The sequence below is a fragment of the Geobacter sp. PheSNFMC genome (assembly GCF_059620965.1).
Genome location: NZ_JCAMRN010000057.1, coordinates 1 through 24,736, shown reverse-complemented (window position 1 = coordinate 24,736; position 24,736 = coordinate 1). Strand labels below are relative to the sequence as shown.

The following is a 24,736-nucleotide window of genomic DNA, read 5'->3' as shown; positions in this document are numbered from 1 at the left end:
GCCTGCGAGGGGCGCGGAGCGGGCCGCACCTGCCGGGGGGGGGCAATGATCGTTCGGGGGGCCGAGGTGGTCATCGGCCTGCCGAAGATAGAGCTGGCAGCTCCCTTGACCTTGCGCAGCAACTCTTCCCGAAAGACTCGCTGGGCATCGGCGCTGTCGGTCACGTTTTTCGGGATGTAGTCGATGGCGCCTGCATCGAGGGCGTCAAAGGTGGCCTTGGCGCCCTCGCAGGTGAGGGTCGAGACCATCAGGACCCGTGTCGGGCACTTGGCCATGATCTGTTTGAGGGCGGAGATCCCGTCCAGCCGCGGCATCTCGATGTCCATGGTGATCAGATCCGGCCTCAGGGCCAGGGCCTTTTCCACCCCTTCCATCCCGTCAACGGCTATGCCGACCACCTCGATCGCCGGGTCCTTCTCGAGAACGCTCCGGATCACCATCCTCATGAAAGAAGAATCGTCGACGACCAGGACTCGCAGTTTTCGTGTCTGATTCTGAAGCATGCGCAATCACCCGTTCTTGAAGATATTACCTACCAACTCCCTGATCTCTTCCACCCGGTCATCCAGCTCATAGCAGAACCGCTCGATATCCAGTTCGGAGAGCCGTGAGCCGGAGCCCTGGAGCATTCCCCACGCCGGTTCGTCGGCCAAGGAGAAGCTTACCCATGCCTTGCCGCCATAGTCAAGCTGGCGTACGTTGCAGAAGAGGTCGGCCAGATTGACTATGGCGGTGAGTCGCGGGGCGTTCTTCGCCTCCTGGGGGGCGTGATGGTGGGCGATCACCTCGCAGTAATCATCGGGGAATCGCCATGCCCGGGCGATGCAGAGCCCGATTTCGCAGTGGGTCGTTCCAAGGAATTCCTCCTCGGCCTCCACGAGCCTGTGGGGCTTGTCGTTGATGGAGTCGACGATCTTCTGGAACTCATCCCGCATGTAGTAGCTGAGGAACACCTCGCCGATGTCGTGGATGATCCCACCGATGTACGCCTTTTCCGTGTCGTGGTAGCCCACCTTTTCCGCGATCATCCGGGCCACGATGCCGACGCCGAAGGAGTGCTCCCAGAACGGCTTGACGCCGAGGACGCCATCTTTCCCCTCGGAGCATTGGATAATGGAGCAGGTGAGGATGAACTCCCGGATATGCCGCAGCCCCAGATAGACCAGAGCCCCCTTGAGGGAGGTGATCTCGGTGGCCGGACGGTAGAGGGGCGAGTTCACCATCTTGAGAACCCTGGCGGCCATGACCTGGTCGGTCAGGACCAGTTCGGCCACATCGTCCACATCCACTTCGGGCTCGTCCAGGAGTGAAAGGACCTGAATGGCGACAGCGGGGATGGTGGGAAGATCAATCATCCCGCCGAGCAGTGCGGCCGCCTTTTCCATTTTGCTCGTTTCCACAGGTTCCGTACCACCTTTCATTTTTTGTAGGCAAATCCCCCGGGGAAATGAACCGTCTTGAACTTGTCGTTCACGCCATGCAGGGATTCTGACTGCCCGACAAAGAAATAGCCATAGGGCTGGAGGTTGTTGTAGAAGTGCTGAACCACCTTTGTCTTGGATGCCAGGTCGAAATAGATCAGCACGTTCGCGCAGAAAATGAAGTCAAAGCTCTTCATGAAGACCATTTTCGAGTCTTCGTAGAGATTCAGGTGGGAGAAGGAGACGAGCTTCTTCACGTCGGGCGACAGGAGAAATCTCCCGCCCGTTTCCTCCCTGAAGTATTTCTTGAGATAGAAATCGGGCGTATTGCGGACCGAATAGGCGTTGTAGATCCCTTCGCGGGCCTGGGCCAGGACCGATTCGCTGATGTCGGTGCCGACGATCTCGATGATCCAATCCTTGAGGATCGTCGAGCGCTTCTCCAGCATCATCATGGCCATGGTATAGGCCTCTTCGCCCGACGATGAGCCTGCGCTCCAGATGCGGATCTTGCGGAAGCCGATTTTCCCCTTGGTGGCGACGATCTCGGGGAGGAATACGTTTTCCAGGGCCTTGAGCTGGGGGGGATTGCGGAAGAAGCAGGTCTCGTTGGTGGTGATTTCGTTGAGCAGCTTGGTCAGCTCTTCGGTCTTGCCCATCCCTACCTTGAGGTGTCCCATGTATCCGTGGATGTCCGAGCATTTCGTCGCCTCGAGGCGCCGGGCAATGCGGCTTTCCAGAAAGTACTTCTTGCTGGCGTGAAAATACATGCCGCAGTGGTTGTATATGAAATCTCTGAGTAGTTCGAAATCCTTGTCCGAGAGTTTCACGGTGGTCCCTTCGTGCGTTCGGTTAGTTTGGAGTCCGGCTCGTTGCCCGCTCAGGCTGCGACTCGTCCGCCGCCGCTCCCGTCGCTGTTCTCGATGAGCCCGGCCGGGTCAATGATGAGGGTCACCCGCCCATCGCCCAGGATGGTGGAGCCGGCGATGCCGGGCAGGTTCGCCAGATACTTGCCCAGGGACTTGATGGCCACTTCCTGCTGGCCCAGAAGCCGCGACACGACGAGCCCCACCCGCTTCTCGGCAACCCCCACGACAACCACGTAGCATGAAGAGCGGTTCCGTTCGCCGGGGGCGATGTTGAAGATCCGCTGCAGCCGCATGAGGGGGAGCACCGAATCGCGCAGCTTGAGGACTTCCTGGCCGCCGATGGTGTGGAACTCCTTTTCGTCCACCCGGAGGGTTTCGAGGACCGCAGCCAGGGGGAGCGAATAGGTCTCATCCTCGACCTCAACCAGGAGCGACTGGATGATGGCCAGGGTCAGGGGGAGCTTGAGAATGAACTCAGACCCCCGTCCCAGCTCGCTTCTGATGTCGATGATGCCGTTGAGCTTCTTGATGTTGGTCCGGACCACGTCCATGCCGACGCCGCGCCCCGACAGGTCGGTTGCGTTCTCCTTGGTGGAGAAGCCCGGCAGGAAGATCAGGTCCAGCAGTTCGCGCTGGCCCATGGCTGCCAGTTGCTCGTCGGTGACGAGCCCCTTTTCTTTGGCCTTGCGGGCCACCTTGTCGGTGTCGACTCCCCGTCCGTCGTCCTTGATGCTGATGACGATCTGGTTCCCCTCGTGGGCCGCGGAGAGGATGAGCGTCCCCTTGCGGGGCTTGCCGGCGGCAACCCGCTCGTCGGGGGTCTCCAGGCCGTGGTCCATGGCGTTGCGGATCAGGTGGATGAGTGGATCGCCGATCTCGTCGACAACGGAACGGTCCAGTTCCGTTTCCTCGCCCAGTACCGTCAGGTCCACTTCCTTGCCCAGATCCCGGGCCAGGTTGCGGACGATGCGGGGGAACTTCTTGAAAACCTTTTCCACCGGGATCATCCGCATCTTGAGAACCTGCATCTGCAGTTCCGATGTGACGAAGCTGATCCGCTTGGAGAGCTTGGCGAATTCCTCGCCGAAGCTGGAGTCGCCGGATTCGCCCTGGAAGTCGGTGTTGAGCTGCATCATCCGGTTGCGTTCCAGGACCAGCTCACCCACCTGGTTCATGAGGTCGTCGAGCCGTTTGACATCGACCCGGACCGTCGAGTTGTCCGCGAGATCGTCGGCCTTCTTGTCGTCCTTAACCGGCGCTGGTGCGCTCTGGGGGCGCACGGCCGGTGCCGGTGCGGCTGCCTCCGGTGGCGGGGGAGGTGCCGTTTCCACGGGGGCTGACGCTTCCGGCGGCTGTTCGGCGGCCGGGGCGGTCTGGGACTGTGCCGCCGGGGCCTTGAGCACGGTCGCTTCCTTGGCGTTTTCCGACAGCAGAGGTATCAGCTTGCTGATGGTTCCGTCGGTCTCCCGGTCCACGATGTCGCCGCCCTTGATGTCCGCCACCAGGACCTTGACCAGGTCGACCGCCTCAAGGATGACATCCATGATCTCCGGGGTAACGGTCAGCTCGCCGCGCCGCAGGCGGTTGAGGACATCCTCCGTCTTGTGGGTCACCGTGACCAGCAGCTCGAACCCCAGGAAGCTCGACGCTCCCTTGACCGTATGGATGGAGCGGAAAATGCCGTTGAGCAGGTCCGCGTCCGACGGCGTCTTTTCCAGCGCCACCAGGTCGTCGTCGAGCTTTTCCAGAAGCTCGGTGGTTTCGGTCAGGAACCCTTCAAGCAGTTCCTGGTCTTCGCATTCAATCGCCATGTGCTGCTCCTCGCGAAAAGAAGTTGCCAGGTAATACGGGTAGTGCCGCTACATCATCCCGGAAAAGAGCCGGCGCTCGTCCTGGGTGATGAGCTTTTCCAGATCAAGGAAGAAGAGGAGTCGTTCGGTCTGGTTGATGACACCGGACAGGCATTCCTGCTCCACGGCACTGTTGACAACTGCCGGCGGCGGCTGGATTTCGCTCTCGGAGATGCGGATGACCTCGGAAACGGCATCGACGACGAACCCCATCAGTTCACCTTCCATGTCCATTACCATGATCCGGGTCTGGCTGCTGTTCTCCCCCTCCGGCAGGCCGAAGCGCTTGCGCATGGAGAGTATCGGGATCACCTTGCCCCGCAGGTTGATGACTCCCTCCACATAGTGAGGAGTGTTGGGGACGCGGGTAATGCTCGGCATCCGGATGATTTCTCTCACCTTGAGGACGTTTACCCCGTATTCCTCTTCCTCGAGCTTGAAGCTCACCAGTTGGATCAACTCGTTCCTGGTCTCATCGGCCCTGGTCTGCAGTGCATTCTGCATCATCATCCTCCTTGGCTCGTCCGCGGCAACGGTTGCGTTTCCTTGCGGGTACCGTTCAGCGTTCATGCAAATTGCGTTCTCTTGGCCCGCCGACTGGTGAAGGGGAGGTGATTCCGTCCGGCGGGCGCAGTATTCTCATCGGCGCAACAGATCATAATTTTAGAATTATTTTTTGTACACGTCCTGGGATCGTGGATTTTTGAGCGCGGAGGGCTTTCTGCCCGAGGATGCTGGGCATATTTCGGGAGCAAAGGGCCTGTTCGCGGCAGTGGAAAAAAGTTTTTGGCGTGATCGTCATTTTGTTGACTTTTGTCATAAATATGACTAGTATGGGGTCCTGTTGACCGCGCAAAGGTTCGTGCCAAGATTACGTCATGCCGTCCAGGGGAGAACATGGAGACACCGAGGCTGCTCATTGCCGATGATGACAAGAAAACTCGAGATTTTGTCGCGGCGTTTCTGAAGTACAAGGGATATGACGTCCTCCAGGCCTTTGACGGTCAGGATGCCCTGGAAAAGCTCGAAGTCGAGGATGTCCACCTGGTTATCACCGATCTGATGATGCCACGGGTAAACGGCCTCGAGTTCGTCAAGAAATTGAAGGCCATGCGACCCGGCACGGTGGTCATCGCCTACAGCGCCTTCGGTAACTACGAAATGACCTCGAACCTGCTCAAGGCGGGGGTCTTTTTCTATCTCGAAAAGCCGTTCAACCTCGACGAGCTTGAAACCCACGTGAAGCGCGGCCTCGAGCACCAGTCGCTCCAGAGCCAGACCTACCGGAGCAAGCCGGCCCTCAAGAGCCGCTCCCTCATCCCCAACATCATCGGCGAAAGCCCCCGGATGCTCTCCCTTTTCGAGCTGATCGAGAAGGTCGCCGAGTCCGATTCCACCGTCCTCATCCAGGGAGAATCGGGGACCGGCAAGGAGTTGGTCGCGCGGGCCGTCCATGACCTGGGCACCCGGAAAAACCGCAACTTCGTGCCGGTCAACTGTGCCGCCATCCCGGACGAACTGCTGGAAAGCGAACTCTTCGGCCATGTGAAGGGATCGTTCCCCGGCGCCATTGCCACCCGCATCGGCCGGTTCGAGATGGCTGACAAGGGGACCCTGTTCCTCGACGAAATCGGCGATATGAAGCCCAATCTGCAAGTAAAGCTCCTGCGGGTGCTGCAGAACAGAGAGCTGGAGCCGGTGGGGGCAACCCGTTCCAAGAAGGTGGACGTGCGGATCATCGCCGCCACGAACCAGAACCTGGAAAAGCTCGTAGCATCCAAGCAGTTCCGGGAGGACCTCTTCTACCGGATCTCGGTCATTCCCATCTTCATCCCGCCCCTGCGGGAGCGCAGGGAGGACATCCCCCTTCTGGTGAACACCTTCCTCGACCGCTTCAACCGCAACAAGAAGAGCAAGGTAAAGGGCATCGATGCCGACGCCATGGAGATACTGGGCAACTACGACTGGCCCGGCAACGTGCGCGAACTGGAAAACCTGGTGGAGCGGCTCGTCATCCTCAAGGGATTCGGCACCCTCGGGGTCAAGGACCTGCCGGAAAAGTACACCGGCGTTTCGCTGTCCGCCCCGTCCGAAGCCCTGGCGCTTCCCGATGCGGGTATCTGCCTCAATACCGTTGTTGAAGAGTTCGAGAACAACCTGATTCTGCAGGCCCTCAAGAAGACCGGGGGCAACAAGAAAGAGGCGGCACTGCTGCTCAATCTGAAGCGGACCACCCTGATCGAAAAATTAAAAAAGAGAAAACTCGATGTAATTTCCACGTCTCTTGCATAGACGCGGGTATGTTCATCGACCCGACACAACGCCCCAACCTTCAAACCGACACTGCAGCCGGGGAACGCCCTTCCGGCACCGGCGCGGCGGATACTTCGCGCTTTGAGGCCCTTCTCGCCGGCCGCGCCGCGTCACCGGGACGGAAAGCCGACATCAGGGAGACCGCTGCCGCGGCGGCCGAGCTCATGCGCCTCGACATGATGCGAAGCGCCTTCTCCCTGGGAGATGCCGCCGGCGAGACGCCCCGGCCCGTCGGGTCCCAGGCCATGGAGTTCATCCTCAAGAGCTTTGCCCAGAACCGTGGCGAGACGCCCGTTGCCGCTGCCCCGCAGGCAGAGGCCGGGGAGCCGGCCGCCGTGTCCGCTGCCGATGTCCCGCCGACTGGTCCGCGCGATGCCGGCTGGCTCGAAGATGTCATCCAGCGGGCCTCCCGCCGCTACGGGGTCGAGGTGGGGCTCATCAAGGCGGTCATCAAGGCCGAGAGCAATTTCAACCCCAATGCAGTGTCCCATGCCGGAGCCCGTGGACTCATGCAGCTCATGCCCGCCACCGCGCGGGGACTTGGGGTTACCGATTCGTTCGACCCAGAGCAGAACGTCATGGCCGGCACGCGTTTCCTCAAGGATCTGCTGAAGCGGTACGGGGGCGATATCGACAAGACCTTGGCCGCATACAATTGGGGCCCCGGCAACGTCGACCGCAAGCCCCATTTGCTCCCTCGCGAGACACGCGATTACCTCGTCAAGGTGAAGGAGTACTACAGCCAGTTCGCCTGAGCGTAGCGGTTCCGCGCCGCATCAATAGACGCGGTGATTTCCACCTGACCCTCTTCTCCTGTTCGGCCCGTCGACACGCAGCGACCCGGCACCCGTGCGTTTCTCTCGGGGGAGGGGCTGTGAGCGCAAGGACGAATACCCCATGCCCCATCGTCTCCACCTGGAACAGTTCGGCCCCGTCCACGCCCTTCCCGTCCTCCACTATCGCCTGGAGTTCGCGCATCTCGTCCGCGAGGCGGTGCACCGCGTCAAGCCCGATTGCATCGCCATCGAGTTGCCGCCCACGCTCGAGGCGCCGTTCCTGCGGGCCGTGGAGCGGCTGCCCGAGATCTCGGTCATCCACTACGAAGGTCGGCAGCGCCGCGGCGGCGCCGAATCGGTCTACCTCCTGGTGGAGCCGGCCGATCCCCTGGTCGAAGGGGCGAGGCTGGCCATGGAGCGCCGGATCCCCCTGCGGCTCGTGGATGTGGATACCGACTCCTATCCCCGCCACGTGGAAGCGCTTCCCGACTCCTACGCCATTCACCGGATCGGCCTCTCCCCCTACTATGAGGAGTACCGGCGCGCAGCCGGCTCTGTGGCGCCGGGCCGGGAGGACCGGCGGCGCGAGCGGGGAATGGCCTGGCGGCTCCGGGAACTGGCCAAGGAATATGGCCGCATTCTCTTTGTCTGCGGCATGTACCATCTGGAGCGGATCAAGGACGATTTCGGGCGGCCCCAGGCCGCTCCCCTGGAGCGGGTGCGGCGCCAGGGGGTGAGGCTGTTCAACCTGCATCCCGACTCCTGCCGGGAGATCCTCGGCGAGTTTCCCTTTATCTCGGCGGTCCATGAACTGCGCCGCGGTCCTCTGCCGCCCGAACCCGACGATCGCGGCGAGACGCTCCGCAAGCGGTTCAGCGCGTTCGAGCTCATTGTCGGCGGGAGGAAGGACCTTCCGGAGGAGGAACTCTTGCGCCATGCGGTGGAGCGGGGCGCAAGGCATGCGGGGCGAGGGGAAGAGTTCCCCGACCGGCAGCGGGCCATCTTCCGGCTCTTCCAGGAGGCGGCCCGCCACTACCGACAGGAGACGGGCGAACCGGTCCACCTCTGGCAGAAGCGAGCCTTTTTCCGCTTTGCCCGTAATTATGCCCTTGCCTCGGGCGCGCTCCTGCCCGACCTGTTTCAACTGCTCATGGCGGCACGGGGGTGCGTGGACGATAACTTCGCCTACGCCCTGTGGCGCCTTGCCACCTTCTACCACTGGCAGCGGGCCGAGGCAGACATCCCGACCATCAGCATCTCCCCCGAGGAAATCTGGGGCGGGAGCCGCCGCATCCGCTTCCGCCCACGGGAGCGGCGCCGGAAAGGGCTGTCGCATCTGGGCTTTCTCAAGCGCAAGAAGGAGAAGCGCCCCGGAGAATGGCTCGAAGGATTCACTGACCCGAGCATCTGCTCCTACCCGCCCGAGGATGTGGTGATCGAGGAGTATGGCCGCTTTCTCAAGAAAAAAGGTGCCATGCAGCTTTCCGAGGAACTCTCCCGGACGGAGCCCTTTACCTCGTCGCTACTGGACGGGATCGATCTGCGGGAAACGCTGCGCAACGTTGCCGATGGGCGGATCTATGTCCGGGAAAGCCAGCGGGCCAAGGGGGGCGTGGGCTCGGTGGTCGTCATTTTCGACGAAGACCGGGGAAACGGTAACTATCCCTACCGCACGACCTGGCTGGGCGAGCATGAGCAGGAATCGGACATGGCCTTCTATGCGACGCCGCCGGCGGACAACATCGTCGGCCCCGGCATCTGCCGCTGCGAGTACGGCGGGTTTCTTCTTTCATACCCGCCGCGCCGGATGATGGATGTCTGGCGCGACCCGGACTATGCCTTTGCCCGGTCAAAGCCGGAGGTGCTTCTCCTGGCCGCCCTCGACTATTCGCCCGAAAAACATGTGGTCCACGTGGCCGCCCGGCCACCCCGCAGCATCTTCCGGCAGATCGCCGCACGCATGGGGAAAAAGATCGTCCACATCCCCCTGGGCTCCCTTTCGCCGGTAAAGCTCGCATCCCTCCGGGTGCTTCATATCCTGCACGGCCACGACAAGCGCCAGGTGGCCAAGGACTACATCTGGTGACATGTCCTTGCCCCTTGAGGGGTGAAGGGTATACTTGAGACAAATTCCGGCCGGAGGCCCCGATGTCCTGGTTTGCCAACCTGAAAATCACCACCAAGTTCACAGTCATCCTCTGCGTCATGTTTGTGACCCTCATGGGGGTCAATGCCGTGGACGACTATCTGCGGCAGGAATCGCTCATCGTCAAGGATGCCACCGACAATGCCCGCATCCTTGCCCGGCAGATCGTGGAAACCCGGGAGTACATGTCCTCGGTGGTCCGGGGCGAGCCGGAGGCGAACTACAACCTGGTCCCCCAGGTGGTCGCCACCCAGGTGGCCAAGCGGATCACGACCGGCAGCAAGTACTACGTCCGTCAGGTGTCGCTGCGCTACCGCAACCCCGCCAACCGTCCCGACGCCTATGAAACCGCGATGCTGCAACGGTTCGGCAGGGAAAAGGCCGCCGAGCAGTGGGAGGTGGTAACGATCGGCGGCAAACGGGTCTTCCGCTACCTGCTGCCCATGACCGCCGACGCCTCGTGCCTCGGCTGCCACGGCCGCTACGAGGAGGCCCCGGCCTTTGTCCAGGCGCGGTTTCCCAAGGGACACCCCTCCTATGGTTACCGGATCGGCCAACTGATCGGCGCCGTGTCGGTTTCCATCCCCATGGCGGAGCTTTACCGCCAGATCGGCATCAACCTCAAGCTTGATCTGGCCGTCGTTTCGGGTGTCGTCCTCCTCATCCTTGCGGCCATGAGCTTCATGGTCCACCGCTCCATCATCAGACCGGTCCGATCGGTGGCAACCTCCATCGGCAACGTGGCGGCTACGGGAAATTTTTCGGAACGGCTCGGGAAAAGCTCCGACGACGAGGTGGGAGAACTGGTGGGGGCGTTCAACGAACTCATGGAGGAGTTGGACCGCACGACCCGCCAGCGGCAGGAGTCCGAGGACCGCTACCGCAACGTGCTGGAGATGGCCCAGTCCGCCATTGTCACCTTTCTGGCCGACGGGAAGCTCATCATTGCCAACCGCAAGGCAGAGGACCTGTTCGGCCTTCCCAAGGGGGAACTGCTGGGTGTCTCCATCTACACTTTCTTTGAGGAGGGGGATGCGGTAAAGGGCGCCATCGAGACCTATCTGAGGGAAGGGGCGGCCGCCATGATCGGGGAGGCGACCCCCCAGCGGATTCGCAGTATCCGGGGGAATGTGACAGCGGTGGAAATGGCCCTCTCCGTGTCCCGGTCGGATCACAACCCTCTCTTTACCGCTATTTTGCGGGAAAACGGCCGGTACTAGCCTCCGGCCAATCCTTTGGTCACCACGTCGCGGATATCCCTCGCAAGGCTTGGCTCCCGCGCTATCCGCTCCAGCTCGGCCTTCATCCGTTCCCTCCGGTTTGGCTCATGCCGCCGCCAGCGGGTAAGGGGCTCGGCCATTCTGGCGCCGATCATCGGGTTCAGGCTGTTCAGCTTGATCACATGGTCCGCCAGCAGCCGGTAGCCGCCTCCGGCCTGATCGTGGAACCGGACCGGGTTGTTGACGGCGAAGGAAAGGATGAGGGCGCGAGCGCGGTTGGGATTGGCCAGGGTGAAGTCGGGATGTTCCAGGAGACGCTGCACCCGGGCGAGGGTGTCCGGCAGGGGAGAGGCGGCCTGGATGGCGAACCACTTGTCGATGACGAGGGGCTCTCCTCGCCACCGGGTATGGAACTCGGCCAGGGCCGTCTCCCCCTCGCGTCCCTCCGTGTGGGCCAGAAGCGTCAGGGCGGAGAGGGAGTCGGTCATGTTGTCGGCCTCCCTGAACTGACGGAGGCACGCCTGCCGGATCGAGGGGTCGTCCAGGGTCATGAGGTAGCCGAGGCAGCAGGCGGCCAGGCTGCGCCGCCCTGTCTCCTCAGGCTCGAATCGGTAGGGTCCCCCGGGTCGGCACCGATCCCACAGGGCCGATAACTCCCCCCGCAACTGTCGGGCAAGGGCTGCCCTGACAAAGCTGCGAGCCTCGAAAATCCCCTCCACGTCGATCTCTTCCATCTGCTCGCCCAGAATATTTTCCGACGGCAGCGTCAGGGCCTCGGCCAGGAAAGCCCGGTCCTTTTCCCCCGAGGAGAGCAGTGTCCCGCAGGCTTCGACCAGTGCCGGGGGAAGGCGGAGTTCCCGCCCGGCTTGCCGGTCTGCCACCACGTGCATGATGGTTCCCGTCATGAGCCGCTGTCCCGCCTCCCACCGGTTGAAGAGGTCGCCGTCTTTCCCCATGAGAAGCGCAAGGTCCGCCTCGGTATAAGCATAGTGCAGCCTCACGGGGGCGGAAAAGCCCCGAAACAGTGACGGCACCGGCTCTTCGGGAATGCCCCTGAAGCGAAACGTTTCCTCCTGACGACTGAGCTCCAGAGCCCGCCCCGAGTCCAGGGGAGCCTGCTCTCCATCGAGGTGCACGGGCAATTCATTGCCGCTTCGGTCCAGGAGCCCCATTACCAGGGGGATGAGGAGCGGTTCCCCTTCGGCAACGGTTTGGCGGATGGTGAGGGTGTACGCCTTGGTGTCTGCATCGTGGCTGCCGGTTACATGGACCTCCGGCGTGCCTGCCTCCCGGTACCATCTCATGAACTGCGTCAGGTCGCGCCCCGATGTCTCGGCCAGGGCGCTGACCAGGTTTTCCACCGTGGCGCCGGTGCCGTCGTGGCGGTCGAAATAGAGATCCATGCCCCGGCGGAAGGCCTCGTGCCCCACAAGGGTGCGGAGCATGCGGATCAACTCTGCGCCCTTGTTGTAGACCGTGGCGGTGTAGAGGTTGTTGATGGCATCGTAGGTGCCGGGCCGGACCGGGTGGGCCAGGGGCCCCGCATCCTCAGGGAACTGGTGGGTCCTGAGATACCGGACGTCCTGGATCCGTTTTACCGCCGGCGATCCCATGGCGGCTGAGAATTCCTGGTCCCGGAAGATGGTGAGACCTTCCTTGACGGAAAGCTGGAACCAGTCACGGCAAGTGACCCGGTTGCCGCTCCAGTTGTGGAAGTACTCATGGCCGATGACCCCCTCGATGGCTGCATAGTCGGCATCGGTGGCCGTGTCGGGCCGGGCCAGGACGTAGCGGGAGTTGAAGACGTTGAGCCCCTTGTTTTCCATGGCTCCGAAGTTGAAATCGTCCACGGCCACGATCATGTAGAGGTCCAGGTCGTACTCCCGGCCGAATGCCTCCTCGTCCCAGCGCATGGCCTCGGCCAGGGAGCGGACGGCATGGTCGCACTTGTCCCGGTTATGGCTCTGGACATAGACCTGGAGCGCTACTTGCCGCCCCGATTTCGTGACAAAGGTATCCTCCGCCTTCACCAGGTTCCCCGCCACCAGGGCGAAGAGGTAGGATGGCTTGGGGAAGGGGTCGTGCCAGGTGGCATAGTGGCGGCCGTCGGGCAGGTCGCCACTGGCCGCCAGGTTGCCGTTGGCCAGCAGCACCGGGCAGGTCGCCCGGTCTGCGGTGATGGTGACGGTGTAGACTGCCAGCACGTCGGGGCGGTCCGGGAAATAGGTGATGCGGCGAAAGCCCTCTGCCTCGCACTGGGTGCAGAAGGTGCCGCCGGAGCGGTAGAGCCCCTCCAGCAGGGTGTTTTCCTGGGGCTTCAACTCCGTAGAAACGGAGACCGTGCACCGCTCGGGGACGTGGTGCATGGTGAGCGTCTCATCGTCCCGGACATACTCGCCGGCCGCTAGGGGCCGGCCGTCCAGTGCAACGCGCCGCAGCACGAGCCCTCTTCCGTCGAGCACCAGGGGCCGGATTCCTCCAGCCCGGTCATGATTGGCCACCACGGAGAGATCTGCCTGCACAAGGGTCACATCGTCGTGCAGGTCAACGGTCAGGTGGACGGCTTCCACTCGGTAGTCGGGCGGGGTGTAGTCACTGAGGGCAACGGGATGGCTGTGGGGCGGGTGCATGGGGGCTGGCCTCCTCCGTATGGCGGTCTGATGGCGAATGAAAAAGGGACCGTGAGTGCGGTCCCTTTATTCTAGTCTCTCCACCATGCCGTTGGCTTGTAAGGGCCTCACAGCGAGTTCCTTACAGGTGGCAGGCTCTGTGCCGCTTCAGGCAAATCCCGCGTGATGGGGTAGCACACCACGGCTTAAAGAGCCCCCAAATGATAGTAAATGTTCCGCTGGGGCGTGTCAGCCTCACGCGCATGGTAGAGAGAATCTTAATTTTGATAGTAGTCTAACGCCGGCCACAGGATAAATCAAGCCCCTTTTTGGGTAGAGTGCCGGGTGCGGGGTTGCTGGCGGAATACTTGACCTTTTACGCCATATGCTATAGGCTCGGAACCAGGCGCGAAATGGTGAGTTCCGGCAGTGTTGCACCCTCCTCCGCGCCCCCGCCATCGGATTCGTTCCATCAGTAGACAGAGACCATCAGGCCGTTTTCCCGGCGCGCCCCTTTTTGACCTCGGGCGTCGCACATGTGGCCGTAATGAAACAGGAGGCGACCAGCGCCATGTGTACCACCTGCGGTTGCGAAACAGACACCCACCATCATCACCATGAACACGGTCACGGCCACTCCCACGACAACGGGCGCGAGTCGCGGAAGATCACGGTGGAAACCGACATCCTTTCCCGCAACAATCGTTTTGCCGCCGACAATCGGGCGCTTTTCGCGGAAAAGGGAGTGTTTGTCCTCAACCTGGTGAGTTCACCGGGCTCCGGCAAGACAACCACCCTGGAACGGACCCTTGGAGATCTGTCGGGCAGGTATCGCTGCGCCGTCATCGAAGGGGACCAGCAGACCGACAACGATGCGCAACGGATTGCCGCCACCGGCGTGCCGGCCCGGCAGATCAACACCGGCGCCGGCTGCCATCTCGATGCCCACATGGTTGGACATGCCGCTGAGGAATTCGATCTGGACGCGTTGGATCTCCTCTTCGTCGAAAACGTGGGTAATCTGGTCTGCCCTGCTTCCTTTGATCTGGGAGAGCACCACAAGGTGGTGGTTCTGTCGGTTACCGAGGGGGAGGACAAACCCCTCAAGTATCCCAATATGTTCCACGCGGCAGACGTTATGCTGCTCAACAAGATCGACCTCCTCCCCTACGTGGATTTCGATGTCGAGAAATGCCTGGAGATGGCCAGGCGGGTGAGCCCGGGGATCACGATCTTTCAGGTGTCGAGCCGGACCGGCGAGGGGATGGATGCCTGGTATGCATGGCTGGCCGACCGCATTGCGGCGGTGAAGGGGTAGGTCGGGAATCCGGCCGTGGTGCTCAGGCTCAGGATAGCCGTTGAGGGCATCGTCCAGGGCGTCGGGTTCCGCCCCTTCATCTTCAGGCTGGCTGCCCATCACGGTATCGTCGGATGGGTCAGGAACAGCGGGGCCGGTGTCGTCATGGAGGCTGAAGGCGATGCCGACGCCCTTGCGGCCTTTCGCGCCGCCATTGAGAGTGATGCCCCGCCCCTGGCGGTCATTGCCCGAATCGTCATCGAGGAAATTGCGCCCCAAGGGGACGGCTCTTTTGTCATCGGCGAGAGCGGCGAGGGCGCGGGTACGGTGCGGGTGGCCCCCGACGGCGATGTCTGTCCGGACTGCCTTCGGGAACTCTTTGACCCGTCGGACCGGCGCTACCGCTATCCGTTCATCAACTGCACCAACTGCGGGCCCCGCTATTCCCTCGTCACTGCTGTTCCCTATGACCGGCCCAATACTACCATGGCGCGCTTTCCCCTGTGCGATGCCTGTCGGTCCGAGTACGACGACCCGATGGATCGCAGATTCCATGCCCAGCCCGTAGCCTGCCCCGTGTGCGGCCCGACGTTGAGGCTGGTGGATGCCTCGGGCGCCGGTCTGCCGGGGGATCCCGTCGACCGGACCGTGGACCTTCTGACCGAGGGCAAGATCGTCGCGATCAAGGGGCTCGGCGGTTATCACCTGGCGGTGGACGCCGCCAACGACGACGCCGTGGCGGAACTGCGCCGACGCAAGCACCGGGACGAAAAGCCCTTCGCCGTGATGGCGCGGGATATGGAGGCCGTGGCGCGGTTTGCCCTGGTCGACTCCGTGGAGGCGCGGCTTCTGACCGGGCCCGAGCATCCCATCGTGTTGCTGCGCAAACGGCCGGGTACCATCCTCTCCGGTCGAGTGGCCCCTGCCAACGGCTATGTCGGGACCATGCTCCCCTATACGCCGCTCCACCACCTGCTGCTCAAGGAGCGGTTCGCGGCCCTCGTCATGACGAGCGGCAACCTGTCGGACGAACCCATTGCCTACCGGGATGATGAGGCGGTTGAGCGGCTTTCGGCGATCGCCGATGCATTTCTGGTCCACGACCGGGAGATTCGAACCCGCGTCGATGATTCCGTGATCCGGGTATTCAGGGGCAGTCCCCTCTTTTTGCGCCGCTCCCGCGGCTATGTTCCCCGCGAGGTACGGCTGCCCGTGGAGATCCCGTCCGTTCTTGCCGTGGGAGCCGAGCTCAAGGGTGCCCTGTGCCTCACGCGGGGGGACCGGGCGTTCCCGAGCCAGCACATCGGCGACCTGAAGAACGACACAACCTTGGCGTCTCTGGCGGCAACGGCGGAACACCTGCAGGCGCTCCTGGAAATCAGGCCCCAGGCGGTGGCCCACGACCTCCATCCCGACTATCTTTCCACGGGCTATGCCGAGGGGATTGCCGGGCTTCCCCGGGTGGCGGTCCAGCATCACCACGCCCATCTCGCCTCCTGTATGGCCGACAACGGTCTTGACGGCAGCGTCATCGGCGTCATCTTCGACGGCACCGGCCTCGGGACCGACGGGACCATCTGGGGGGGCGAGTTCCTCGTGGGGGGATATGACGGCTACCGCCGGGCCGCACACGTGCGGCAGGTGCCTCTGCTCGGCGGAGACGCGGCGGTGAGGGAGCCGTATCGCATGGCGCTCGCCTATCTGCACGACGCCTTTGGTGCCGATCTCTTTGAACAGCCGGTCCCCTGGCTGGCCCGGGTGGGGGATGAGGATCGCTCGCTGTTGTTGCGCATGCTGGAGCGTCGGATCAATTCTCCTCTGACCTCCAGTTGCGGCCGGCTCTTCGATGCCGTGGCCGCCATGGTGGGGCTGCGGCGCCGGGTGAGCTACGAGGGGCAGGCGGCCATCGAGCTGGAAGGGCAGGCGGAAGAGTCCGCCACGGGGCGGGCCTATCCCTTTGCCGTGCTTCGTCGCCAGGGTGCCATCGAAGTGGACTACCGGCTCATGGTCCGGGCCCTGATGGAGGATCTTGCCGCGCAGGTCCCCCTCCCGGAGATGGCCCGGGCGTTCCACAACACGGTTGCCGCCTCTGTTGTCGACGTCTGCCGCAAGATACGGAGCGACACCGGTCTCGACCGGGTCGTCCTCTCGGGAGGAGTCTTTCAGAACCGGCTCCTGTGCGAGGAGTCGTGCCGGCTGCTTGAGGCAGAAGAGTTCCGGGTGGTTACCCACCGCCTCGTCCCTCCCAACGACGGAGGCGTGGCGCTGGGACAGGCCATGATTGCAGGGGTGGCCCACCGTGTCCCCCAGAGTGATAAAGGAGAATAAACAACCATGTGTCTCGGTGTGCCCATGCAGGTCGTCGCCGTCGGCGAAGGTGAGGTGGTGGCGGAAATAGACGGCGTCAGAAAAGAAGCCAGCCTCATGCTGTTGGACGAGGAGGTGCGGGTAGGGGATTTCGTCATCGTTCACGCCGGGTTCGCCATCTCCAAGCTCGACGAGGAGGATGCGCAGGAGACCCTCCGGCTGATGAGGGAAGTATTCCGCCCGGAGGACATGGCCTGATGAATTACCAGGACGAGTTTCGCGACCGGGCCCTGGTGCAGGGGTATGCGCAGCGGATCGACCGGTTGGTGGAGGGGCGCACGGACGTCGTGACCTTCATGGAGGTCTGCGGCACCCACACCATGTCGATCTACCAGTACGGCCTCCGCAGCCTCCTGCCGCCCCAGGTGCGACTCATCTCCGGTCCGGGCTGCCCCGTCTGCGTGACCCCCAACGAATACCTGGATAGGGCCGTGGCCCTGTGCCGTCTCCCCGGCGTCATCGTTGCCACCTTCGGCGACATGGTCCGGGTGCCGGGCTCCTCCTCGTCGCTCCAGGAGGAGCGGGCCATGGGGGCAGATGTGCGTATCGTCTATTCCCCGCTCGACGCCGTTGCCCTGGCGGCGGCAAACCCGGACCGGAAAGTGGTTTTCCTCGGCGTCGGTTTCGAAACCACGGCACCGGCCATCGGCGGAAGTATTCTTGCGGCCCGGAAGCAGGGGCTTGCCAACTACTTTGTCCTGGCTGCCCACAAGACCATGCCGATCCCCATGCGTGTTCTGGCCAATGACCCCGAGCTCGGCATCGACGGCTACCTGTGCCCGGCCCACGTCAGCACCATTATCGGTGCCGGGGCGTACCGCTTTCTTCCGGAGGAGTTCGGCATGCCCTGTGTGGTGACCGGCTTCGAGCCGGTCGACGTCATGCAGGGGGTGGAGATGCTCGTTCGCCAAGTGGTGGAGGAGAAGCCCCGGGTCGAGATCCAGTACAGCCGTGTGGCCACCTGGGAGGGGAACCGCAAGGCCCTGGACGTGCTCGCCCAGGTATTCACCCCCTTTGACGCACCCTGGCGGGGGATCGGCATCATTCCGGGGAGCGGCCTCCGGATCGCCGATGCCTACGCCGCCTTCGACGCCGAGCGGGAGATCGCGGTGGAGGTCGAAGAGACCAAAGAGCACCAGGGGTGCCTCTGCGGGGAGATCCTCAAGGGGAAAGTGACCCCCTTCGACTGTCCCCTGTTTGCCAACGCCTGCACTCCCGAGTCGCCCGTGGGCGCCTGCATGGTTTCCAGCGAGGGGACCTGTGCGGCGGCCTACAAGTACGGGCAATAATTCAACAACCGGAGAACCCTGTGAACAAGGACCTCATCCTGCTCGGTCACGGCAGTGGCGGAAAGCTTTCCCACCAGCTCCTGGACGACCTCATCATCCCCACTCTGTCGGGGATATCCCTGGCGGGCCAGAACGACGCGGCCCTGGTGGATGCCGACGGCCGCAGGCTGGCATTCACCACCGATTCCTACGTGGTGGACCCCGTCTTTTTCCCGGGCGGCAATATCGGGACCCTGGCGGTTAACGGTACCGTCAACGACCTGGCCATGATGGGCGCGCGTCCCCTGTTCCTGAGTGCCGGCCTCATCATCGAAGAGGGATTCGGCAGGGACGACCTGGGGATCATCCTTGCGTCCATGCGCCAGGCTGCCGATGCCGCCGGGGTAAGGATCGTCACCGGCGACACCAAGGTCGTCCCCCGGGGCAAGGCCGACCGGATCTTCATCAATACCTCGGGCATCGGACTGGTGGAGCACGACTTCACCATCTCCGGCGCCTGCGCCCGCCCCGGCGATCGGATCATCATCAACGGCACCGTGGGGGACCACGGCATTGCCGTCATGGCGAAGCGGGAGGGGCTTGAGCTCCAGACCGACATCGTCAGCGACTGTGCCCCTCTCAACGGGCTGGTGGCCGACATCATCGCCGAGGGCGGCGGTGATGTTCATGTCCTGCGCGACCCCACCCGGGGAGGGGTCGCCACCACCCTCAAGGAGATAGCCCTCCAGTCCGATGTCACGATCACGATCCGCGAGGATGCCATTCCTCTGGCCGGGCCGGTGAGGGGGGTCTGTGCCATTCTGGGTCTCGACCCCCTTTACGTGGCCAACGAGGGCAAGCTTCTCGTTGCCGTGGCCCCGCCGGCCGCCGAGCGGGTCCTGGCGCGCATGAAGGAGCATCCCTGCGGAGGGGCTGCCGCGATCATCGGTGAAGTGACCGGTGCGGGCGGGGGAAAGCTCCGGATGGAGACGTCGGTCGGGGGCGTAAGGGCAGTGGAGATGCTTGCGGGCGAGCAGTTGCCGCGCATTTGCTGACGGTACGGGCCGGCCGGCAGCCGGCCCCTGACCGATGATGACAGGAGCGCCCGGAGCGCCAAAATTTGCCGGAGGTAACGGTCACCATGGATAACCGCCAACCACGCCAGGCCGGAGCAGATGAGCCGGTAACCCTCATGCTCGTGGGAGGGGGGATTCGCTGCTATGCCTTCATCGGCGCCCTGCGCGCCCTGGAGGAGATCGGCGTCCCCATCGGCAAGATCATCGGCGCGTCCACGGGCAGCATCATCGCCGCCCTGTACGCCGCGGGCATGCCGACCGCCGAACTGAAGCGGCTTGCCCTCGAAACCGACACGGAGTTGTTCCGCGACTTCTCTCCGCGCGGTGTCTTCTCCGGCATGGGAATCTGCCGGGGCGATGCGCTTGAGCGGTGGCTCGACGAGCGGTTGGGCGGCGTCTGCCTGGCGGATTTGCGCCGTAGCCCGCTGGCCGTCATTACCACGGATATCCTGAACCACGTGCCTTTCGTCCTTTCGGCCGACAATGCGCCCCGGCTGAAGGTCTCCGCCGCGGTTCGCTTCTCCGCGGCCATTCCCTTTGTCTTTGCCTGGAAGAAATTCGTCGTGCGCGGCAAGGAACACGTGCTCATCGACGGCACCCTCATGGCGAGCGTGATCGAGAGCCAGTGTGCCGAGGCGGGCAAGACTCTTGTCCTGCGGACCTTCTCCAAAAGAAGCATGAACCATCACTCCTCCTCCGTCATGACCCTGCGCCGTTACGCGGGGGACCTCCTGAACATCTTCTTTCACTCCATGGACCGGGAGTTCCTCAAAGGGGCCCGCTGGAAGGACACCATCACCATTCATTGCGGCATGGTGCCGTCCCTCTCCTTTTCCGTCACGACGGACGAGCGGGAGTTCCTGATGGAACAGGGCTATCAGCAGACTGCCAAATACCTTCGATACAAGTGGGGGCTGTAAGGTTAAATCCCGCTTTTTTTCTGTCTAACCCCCTGATGTTCTGCTAGTATGGCGCCATGTATACTGTATACGCGCAAGCGGTAGCCGGCGGCGGAGTACTGTCCTAAAGTTTTGTCCGGAACGGACGATACGATTGACAGTGGCAATAAGTTTCGGCCGGCAGGCGGAGGAGCCAGGTGGAAAAGAGAAAGTTCGAGCGGATCGATTTCAGGAGCGAGGCGATAATCCGGCACAATGGCACGAGCTTCAGGGCGGAAGTGGAGAACGTGAGCCTCAAGGGCCTCTTTGTTCGTACGGACCAGAAAATCCCCATCAACGAGCAGGTTGATGTCTCCATGTTTTTCTTCGGATCATCGGCGGAGCTCTCGTTCAGCCTTGAGGCGAGCGTAGTGCGAATAACCGACGACGGAATCGGTCTCAACTTCCGAAAGATCGACATGGACTCCCTGGTCCACTCGGATACGGCGGTCACCACCTTGGGGGCCGATCGCCAGGGTGTGATCGAAGAATTTTACGGCTTCATCGACAAGGACTAGCAACCGGTCTCTCGAACCCCTGTCCCATAGCATTCTCTTTCCCGCCGCGGAATTACGCCTCGCGGCACTGATTACCCATGGACGATCTCAGCGATTGCTACGGGTTGCTCGGTCTCAGCCCCGGCGCTTCCGCCGACGAGGCAAAGCGTGCCTTTCGCGCTGCCGTTTCCGCCTGCCATCCCGATCGCTTTGCCCATGACCCGGTGCGACGCCGCAATGCTGAGGAGCGGTTGCGCGTGATCATCGAGGCCTATCACCGGATCGATGCCTGCCTCAAACCCTGCCCGGAAACGCCGGCCGGGCCACATGAGGAGTTGCGAGCCGGGGGCCGGCCGACGGGGCGAAGCTTCCGGTTTCCCCGTTCCTCCCTCGTCACGGTTCCCAATGGGTTGCTTATCCTGCTCTGCGCCGCTTGTACCTTCCACTTCGCTCGTCTCTACGGGGCCACGGCAAGCGCTGTCCTGGGGGCACTGGAACTGCTGCTGGTTCCGTTGCTCTTCGGAGCTGCCCACAATCTGATCATTCCGACGAACCGGCTGGTGCGGAACCTTTACGGGTCATTCACCGTCTGCTTTCTTCTCATTGCCATTGCCGATGCAGTGACCGTGCGGCACGACAGCAGTCTCCCGCTCCCTGCCCCATCCGAATACTCCGACGGCATGGCCCCTGCTTTCCCGGTGCCCTGGCCCGCTACGAGCCATGATCGCCCGGCAGAGCATGCCGATGGGTCGGCTGCGGAAACTTCCCCATACCACCTGGGCATCCGGCCTCCCCAGTCTCCCCGTGCCCCGGCCGTTCCTCTTGCCCCGGCGGCTCCCGCGGCACCCCTCATGCCGCCGGTCCGATGAGGCCTGCCTGCCGGGTGCCCCCATAAGGGCGGGCAGGCGTGGTTGCGGTTGATGTCAGTGGGAAGCCGGCGGCGGGAGGCGCGCCGGAGCATTCCCGCCATGGAGGAACCTATGCCGATACGCCTCGGCGAAATGCTGATCAAATCCGGAATGATAACTCATGCGCAACTGGATGAGGCCCTGAAGGGGCAGGTGATCTTCGGGGGCAGGCTCGGGACGAATCTCATTGAAATGGGGGTGATCGGCGAGGAAGAGCTTGCCCGGGTCCTGAGCGAAAAGCTCCGGGTTCCCTGTGCCGATCCCGACGAGCTCATGGCCGTGCCCGACCACCTCCTGACTCTTGTCCCCCGTGATATGGTGGAGCGCCACAAGATCGTCCCCCTTGGGGTCGACGGACGGCGGCTCAGGCTCGTCATGGCCGACCCCTCGGATTTGCCGGCCATTGATGAAATCGCCTTTCGTACGGGATTCGTCATCGTGCCGATGGTCGCACCGGAAATCCGGCTCTTCATGGCGTTGGAGAAATACTACGGCATCCGGCGCGAGGTGCGCGCCCTGCCCGTATCGGAAACTCTGGGGGGGCGCAGAGTCTGTACCTATGGGCCCACGCGGCCTGCGGAGCAGCCCATGCCTCGGGATGTGGTCGATTTCTCGACCCTGCCCGGCGATGGCGAGTATCTCCCCTGGGAGGGGGGCGACACCGCTGGGAATCGCATCGAGGCAGCCGAGCGGTACACAATTGACACCCTTTCCCGGACGCTTGCCGACTGCCGCGAACGTGACGCCGTGGCCGATGCCCTGGTGGACTGCGCCGGCCGGCTTTTCGGTCGTGCGGGCCTGCTGCTCGTTATGAGGGATGTGGCTGCGGGGTGGGAGGCGGCTGCCGGCCCGGGGCGGTTGCGTGAGTTCGGGCAGTTGCGAATATCGCTCCAGGAGGCGTCACAGGTTCGGACCGTGGTCGAGGGGCGGAGCGTGTATCTTGGTCCTCCGGGCCTGTCCCCGGCCGACCGGCGGCTGGCAGAGGCCCTGGGCGGGGCTGGTGCGCCGGGTCTGCTGCTCGTGCCCATGGTGATGGGGCGGCGCGTGGTCACCATCCTCTGTGCCGCAGGAGAGATTGCCTCTCTGGGAGCTCGGTTGTCAGAGGCGCAAACCATTGCACGGAAAGGGGTGCTGGCATTCGAGATCCTCATCCTGCGTGGCAAGATCCTGATGACATGACGATTGCCGGCCGGTCAGACGCTCGCCCATCCGGGCGGTCCGGAGTCGGAGTGGAGGGCCGGGGACGTAATGTCTTTGCGGAGCCGGGCAGCGGCATCGTCGAGCGAGCGGCTCATGAGCTCGCGGCTGCTTTCCCTGGTGCAGAGGAGCAGAAGCAGGCCGTCGTCGAGGGGCTTTATCGCCACGATCCCCTCCGCGTACCGGAGGAAGAGCGTTTTTGTGCTGGCGGACGAGATGCCGAGGACGGACGCGCATTCAGCCACGTCACCCGAAACCGCCGACAGGGTTGCGTCATCGAAGAGGCAAGGAAAGGCCCGCTCGATGATATTTCCTCCGCGATCCGTGACAAGGCTGCCAATGGCCCCGGGCAGCGCGTTGAGTTGTTCGAGCGCCTGGCTCACGTCAGGAGGAATGGACGGCACGGCGGATTGCCTCTTCCACTGCGGGGGGCCGATGCTTTGCATCGGCGGTAACGGCAAGAAATTGATGCTTGCCGGCATAGACGAACAGATGCTCTCTTTTGCCCTCAAGGACCATTGCGGTAGGGCTTCCGGTCCCCAGGCGCGGACCGATCCGGCCGGCCAGGCGGGCGAGGAAGCATGCCCGGGCGGCGAGTCTGTCCGCCGAGGGGCCGCTGCCGTCTGTGGAGGCGCCGTTATGGTCAAGGATGATGGCATCGGACACCATCCCGACTGCACGTATCCGGCCGCGGAGCGAGGTGTTCCCCTGCGGGTCGACGTGCCGCCGGCGCTCATCCATGGCTTGGTGCGCATCGAGCAGAAGATGCTGCCGGCTTTTCCTGATGGAGTGGCGGGCGGTTGACAGGTACGGCTGGGCAGTGAAGCGCCCGCCCGGCCAGCGCATGATCCGCTGGAATGCCTCTTCTCCCTCGTAGCTGTCTTTTTCGGCGTGGACAACCTCGCCGTCCCTGAAAAAAATAACCCCGTGCCGTCCTCCGAATTCAACCGAAATGCAGCCGGAGAACCTGTTGGTCCCCTTGAGCTGGATCAGATCGGCCAGCGAGAGCCCGACCATGGAGCCGTCGAATCCTTCGTATCGTTTCCTTCCGAGCGCCTCGTGCGCCATGACTCCCTCCCTGGTGACCGCATGCCATAGACGGTGCGGCGGATTCGGCCTGTACGTTTAGTGGTACCGTCGAAGTGTGGCTGTATAACATATTTTTGATTTATCGACAAGATGATGAATGGCTGTTCATCCTGTAACGGTTCGTGATGATTGCCGCCATGGGGATTAATTTGCATACAATTAAAACATATCAATAAAACATATAATAATGTCATATTTTCGTAAAACCTTGTTTTGTTCATTTGGTGGTTCCGGCTGTGCAGGTGAAGCTGGAGTGCCGGAGAACAGAGGAAAAACATTGTGATTTTCCCGCAGGAAGGGTAGTCTTGAAAACACGCGGGCGGGGTTGCACGAACCGGGTCCCGCAAATTTACCGCAAGGAGTCAGCCATGAAGTATGTGAATGCCTTTGTTCTTATGATTCTACTTGCATCCTTGTCCCTTGATGCCCACGCCTTCGGCTCCATGGGCGGCATGGGGGGGGGAGGCGAGGCTTCCGTCGTTCAGGGCACCCCCCTGGCAGGAAAGGTCGTGGAGACGTTCAACGGCGGCGGGTATACCTATGTCCGTCTTGAGCGGGACGGTAAGACCGCATGGGCGGCCATTCCCGAGACATCTCTGGAGGTCGGCCGCGAGGTGACCCTCAAGCCGGGCATGGAGATGCAAAAGTTCTTCAGCAAGGCGCTTAACCGGACCTTCGACAGCATCTACTTTTCCGAGGGCATGGCGACCCAGGCCGCAAGCACCACGGGGAAGAACTCGGCCGGAAGCAAGGGGGGGGTGGTCACTCCCGCAGAGAAGATTGCCGTAGAAAAGGCAGCAGGGGCCAATGGTTTCACTGTTGCCGAGCTTCATGGCAACAGGGAGAAGCTTGACGGCAAGACGATCACTGTCCGGGCCAAGGTGACCAAGGTGTC

Annotated in this window: 22 protein-coding genes and 1 other RNA gene; 14 read left to right on the top strand and 9 right to left on the bottom strand. The window is 62.7% G+C overall.

Going from position 1 to position 24,736, the window contains the following annotated elements; translation table 11 throughout:
• From AC6CDK_RS13120 to AC6CDK_RS13100, 5 genes are all read right to left on the bottom strand, one after another.
• Positions 1–503 (bottom strand): response regulator (locus AC6CDK_RS13120; RefSeq protein WP_496639872.1); only part of this gene is annotated, 503 nt, incomplete at its 3' end.
• Positions 504–509: 6 nt separating this feature from the next.
• Entirely contained in the window at positions 510–1,400 is an 891-nt protein-coding gene (locus tag AC6CDK_RS13115; protein WP_318842682.1) for an HDOD domain-containing protein, read from the bottom strand.
• A 17-nt stretch (positions 1,401–1,417) separates the two neighbouring features.
• On the bottom strand, positions 1,418–2,251 hold the full coding sequence (locus tag AC6CDK_RS13110) for a CheR family methyltransferase (RefSeq protein ID WP_039647847.1): 834 nt from the start codon (positions 2,249–2,251) through the stop codon (positions 1,418–1,420).
• A gap of 50 nt (positions 2,252–2,301) precedes the next feature.
• Positions 2,302–4,101 carry a chemotaxis protein CheA gene (locus AC6CDK_RS13105; RefSeq protein ID WP_039647848.1) on the bottom strand — a complete coding sequence of 600 codons (1,800 nt, stop codon included), beginning with the start codon at positions 4,099–4,101 and terminating at the stop codon, positions 2,302–2,304.
• Between the two features lie 48 nt (positions 4,102–4,149).
• Complete coding sequence (locus AC6CDK_RS13100) at positions 4,150–4,644, bottom strand: chemotaxis protein CheW (protein WP_192904982.1); 495 nt, start codon at positions 4,642–4,644, stop codon at positions 4,150–4,152.
• A 393-nt stretch (positions 4,645–5,037) separates the two neighbouring features.
• Between AC6CDK_RS13100 and AC6CDK_RS13095 the strand changes: the two genes are divergently transcribed.
• The 4 genes from AC6CDK_RS13095 to AC6CDK_RS13080 all read left to right on the top strand — a co-directional run bounded on the left by AC6CDK_RS13095 (position 5,038) and on the right by AC6CDK_RS13080 (position 10,595).
• Complete coding sequence (locus AC6CDK_RS13095) at positions 5,038–6,432, top strand: sigma-54-dependent transcriptional regulator (RefSeq protein ID WP_496639868.1); 1,395 nt, start codon at positions 5,038–5,040, stop codon at positions 6,430–6,432.
• 8 nt (positions 6,433–6,440) lie between these two features.
• A complete protein-coding gene (locus AC6CDK_RS13090; protein ID WP_039647851.1) occupies positions 6,441–7,208 on the top strand; it encodes a lytic transglycosylase domain-containing protein in 768 nt (255 codons plus the stop codon).
• A gap of 142 nt (positions 7,209–7,350) precedes the next feature.
• Complete coding sequence (locus AC6CDK_RS13085; RefSeq protein WP_039647852.1) at positions 7,351–9,315, top strand: TraB/GumN family protein; 1,965 nt, start codon at positions 7,351–7,353, stop codon at positions 9,313–9,315.
• A 62-nt stretch (positions 9,316–9,377) separates the two neighbouring features.
• Positions 9,378–10,595: a Tll0287-like domain-containing protein gene (locus AC6CDK_RS13080; RefSeq protein WP_066356809.1), complete on the top strand. Its 1,218-nt coding sequence runs from the start codon at positions 9,378–9,380 to the stop codon at positions 10,593–10,595.
• Here AC6CDK_RS13080 and pepN read toward each other — a convergent pair.
• Together pepN and ssrS are read right to left on the bottom strand one after the other, a co-directional pair.
• Complete coding sequence (pepN, locus tag AC6CDK_RS13075) at positions 10,592–13,225, bottom strand: aminopeptidase N (protein WP_192904981.1); 2,634 nt, start codon at positions 13,223–13,225, stop codon at positions 10,592–10,594. The genes AC6CDK_RS13080 and pepN overlap by 4 nt on opposite strands.
• Before the next feature lie 73 nt (positions 13,226–13,298).
• Positions 13,299–13,480: non-coding RNA, 6S RNA (ssrS, locus tag AC6CDK_RS13070), on the bottom strand.
• 295 nt (positions 13,481–13,775) lie between these two features.
• On the opposite strand from ssrS, the gene hypB reads away from it, so the two are divergent.
• From hypB to AC6CDK_RS13025, 9 genes are all read left to right on the top strand, one after another.
• On the top strand, positions 13,776–14,522 hold the full coding sequence (hypB, locus tag AC6CDK_RS13065) for a hydrogenase nickel incorporation protein HypB (protein WP_039647855.1): 747 nt from the start codon (positions 13,776–13,778) through the stop codon (positions 14,520–14,522).
• A 15-nt stretch (positions 14,523–14,537) separates the two neighbouring features.
• A complete protein-coding gene (hypF, locus tag AC6CDK_RS13060; protein ID WP_192904980.1) occupies positions 14,538–16,829 on the top strand; it encodes a carbamoyltransferase HypF in 2,292 nt (763 codons plus the stop codon).
• A gap of 6 nt (positions 16,830–16,835) precedes the next feature.
• Positions 16,836–17,066 carry a HypC/HybG/HupF family hydrogenase formation chaperone gene (locus AC6CDK_RS13055; protein WP_010940976.1) on the top strand — a complete coding sequence of 77 codons (231 nt, stop codon included), beginning with the start codon at positions 16,836–16,838 and terminating at the stop codon, positions 17,064–17,066.
• Positions 17,066–18,157 carry a hydrogenase formation protein HypD gene (hypD, locus tag AC6CDK_RS13050; RefSeq protein ID WP_066356811.1) on the top strand — a complete coding sequence of 364 codons (1,092 nt, stop codon included), beginning with the start codon at positions 17,066–17,068 and terminating at the stop codon, positions 18,155–18,157. Before AC6CDK_RS13055 ends, hypD begins: the two co-directional genes overlap by 1 nt.
• 20 nt (positions 18,158–18,177) lie before the next feature.
• Positions 18,178–19,191 carry a hydrogenase expression/formation protein HypE gene (gene hypE / locus AC6CDK_RS13045; RefSeq protein ID WP_192904979.1) on the top strand — a complete coding sequence of 338 codons (1,014 nt, stop codon included), beginning with the start codon at positions 18,178–18,180 and terminating at the stop codon, positions 19,189–19,191.
• 86 nt (positions 19,192–19,277) lie between these two features.
• Positions 19,278–20,132 (top strand): patatin-like phospholipase family protein, encoded by an 855-nt coding sequence (locus AC6CDK_RS13040; RefSeq protein ID WP_039648495.1) that lies wholly within the window; start codon positions 19,278–19,280, stop codon positions 20,130–20,132.
• A gap of 176 nt (positions 20,133–20,308) precedes the next feature.
• Positions 20,309–20,668, top strand: coding sequence for a PilZ domain-containing protein (locus AC6CDK_RS13035; protein WP_039647859.1), 360 nt, complete (start codon positions 20,309–20,311; stop codon positions 20,666–20,668).
• Between the two features lie 77 nt (positions 20,669–20,745).
• The gene (locus AC6CDK_RS13030) at positions 20,746–21,516 is read left to right on the top strand and encodes a J domain-containing protein (RefSeq protein WP_039647860.1); all 771 of its coding nucleotides are present in this window, start codon (positions 20,746–20,748) and stop codon (positions 21,514–21,516) included.
• Positions 21,517–21,627: 111 nt separating this feature from the next.
• Entirely contained in the window at positions 21,628–22,734 is a 1,107-nt protein-coding gene (locus tag AC6CDK_RS13025) for a GspE/PulE/PilB domain-containing protein (RefSeq protein ID WP_192904978.1), read from the top strand.
• 14 nt (positions 22,735–22,748) lie between these two features.
• Here AC6CDK_RS13025 and AC6CDK_RS13020 read toward each other — a convergent pair whose 3' ends face one another.
• Both AC6CDK_RS13020 and AC6CDK_RS13015 read right to left on the bottom strand, forming a co-directional pair.
• Positions 22,749–23,156, bottom strand: a complete 408-nt coding sequence (locus AC6CDK_RS13020) for a hypothetical protein (protein WP_226048144.1) — start codon at positions 23,154–23,156, stop codon at positions 22,749–22,751.
• On the bottom strand, positions 23,137–23,820 hold the full coding sequence (locus AC6CDK_RS13015; protein WP_039647862.1) for a DUF4388 domain-containing protein: 684 nt from the start codon (positions 23,818–23,820) through the stop codon (positions 23,137–23,139). The genes AC6CDK_RS13020 and AC6CDK_RS13015 overlap by 20 nt, the downstream gene beginning before the upstream one ends.
• A 389-nt stretch (positions 23,821–24,209) precedes the next feature.
• On the opposite strand from AC6CDK_RS13015, the gene AC6CDK_RS13010 reads away from it, so the two are divergent.
• The coding region (locus AC6CDK_RS13010; protein WP_496639862.1) for a DNA-binding protein at positions 24,210–24,736 on the top strand (527 nt) is incomplete at its 3' end.

What these genes read in the sequence shown, in the direction of transcription:
- AC6CDK_RS13040 (WP_039648495.1), top strand. Translation starts at nt 19,278, where the DNA reads ATGGATAACCGCCAACCACGCCAGGCCGGAGCAGATGAGCCGGTAACC.
- AC6CDK_RS13080 (WP_066356809.1), top strand. Translation starts at nt 9,378, where the DNA reads ATGTCCTGGTTTGCCAACCTGAAAATCACCACCAAGTTCACAGTCATC.
- AC6CDK_RS13100 (WP_192904982.1), bottom strand. Translation starts at nt 4,644, where the DNA reads ATGCAGAATGCACTGCAGACCAGGGCCGATGAGACCAGGAACGAGTTG.
- AC6CDK_RS13085 (WP_039647852.1), top strand. Translation starts at nt 7,351, where the DNA reads ATGCCCCATCGTCTCCACCTGGAACAGTTCGGCCCCGTCCACGCCCTT.
- hypB (WP_039647855.1), top strand. Translation starts at nt 13,776, where the DNA reads ATGTGTACCACCTGCGGTTGCGAAACAGACACCCACCATCATCACCAT.
- AC6CDK_RS13025 (WP_192904978.1), top strand. Translation starts at nt 21,628, where the DNA reads ATGCCGATACGCCTCGGCGAAATGCTGATCAAATCCGGAATGATAACT.
- AC6CDK_RS13030 (WP_039647860.1), top strand. Translation starts at nt 20,746, where the DNA reads ATGGACGATCTCAGCGATTGCTACGGGTTGCTCGGTCTCAGCCCCGGC.
- AC6CDK_RS13095 (WP_496639868.1), top strand. Translation starts at nt 5,038, where the DNA reads ATGGAGACACCGAGGCTGCTCATTGCCGATGATGACAAGAAAACTCGA.
- AC6CDK_RS13055 (WP_010940976.1), top strand. Translation starts at nt 16,836, where the DNA reads ATGTGTCTCGGTGTGCCCATGCAGGTCGTCGCCGTCGGCGAAGGTGAG.
- AC6CDK_RS13105 (WP_039647848.1), bottom strand. Translation starts at nt 4,101, where the DNA reads ATGGCGATTGAATGCGAAGACCAGGAACTGCTTGAAGGGTTCCTGACC.
- AC6CDK_RS13090 (WP_039647851.1), top strand. Translation starts at nt 6,441, where the DNA reads ATGTTCATCGACCCGACACAACGCCCCAACCTTCAAACCGACACTGCA.
- pepN (WP_192904981.1), bottom strand. Translation starts at nt 13,225, where the DNA reads ATGCACCCGCCCCACAGCCATCCCGTTGCCCTCAGTGACTACACCCCG.
- hypD (WP_066356811.1), top strand. Translation starts at nt 17,066, where the DNA reads ATGAATTACCAGGACGAGTTTCGCGACCGGGCCCTGGTGCAGGGGTAT.
- AC6CDK_RS13015 (WP_039647862.1), bottom strand. Translation starts at nt 23,820, where the DNA reads ATGGCGCACGAGGCGCTCGGAAGGAAACGATACGAAGGATTCGACGGC.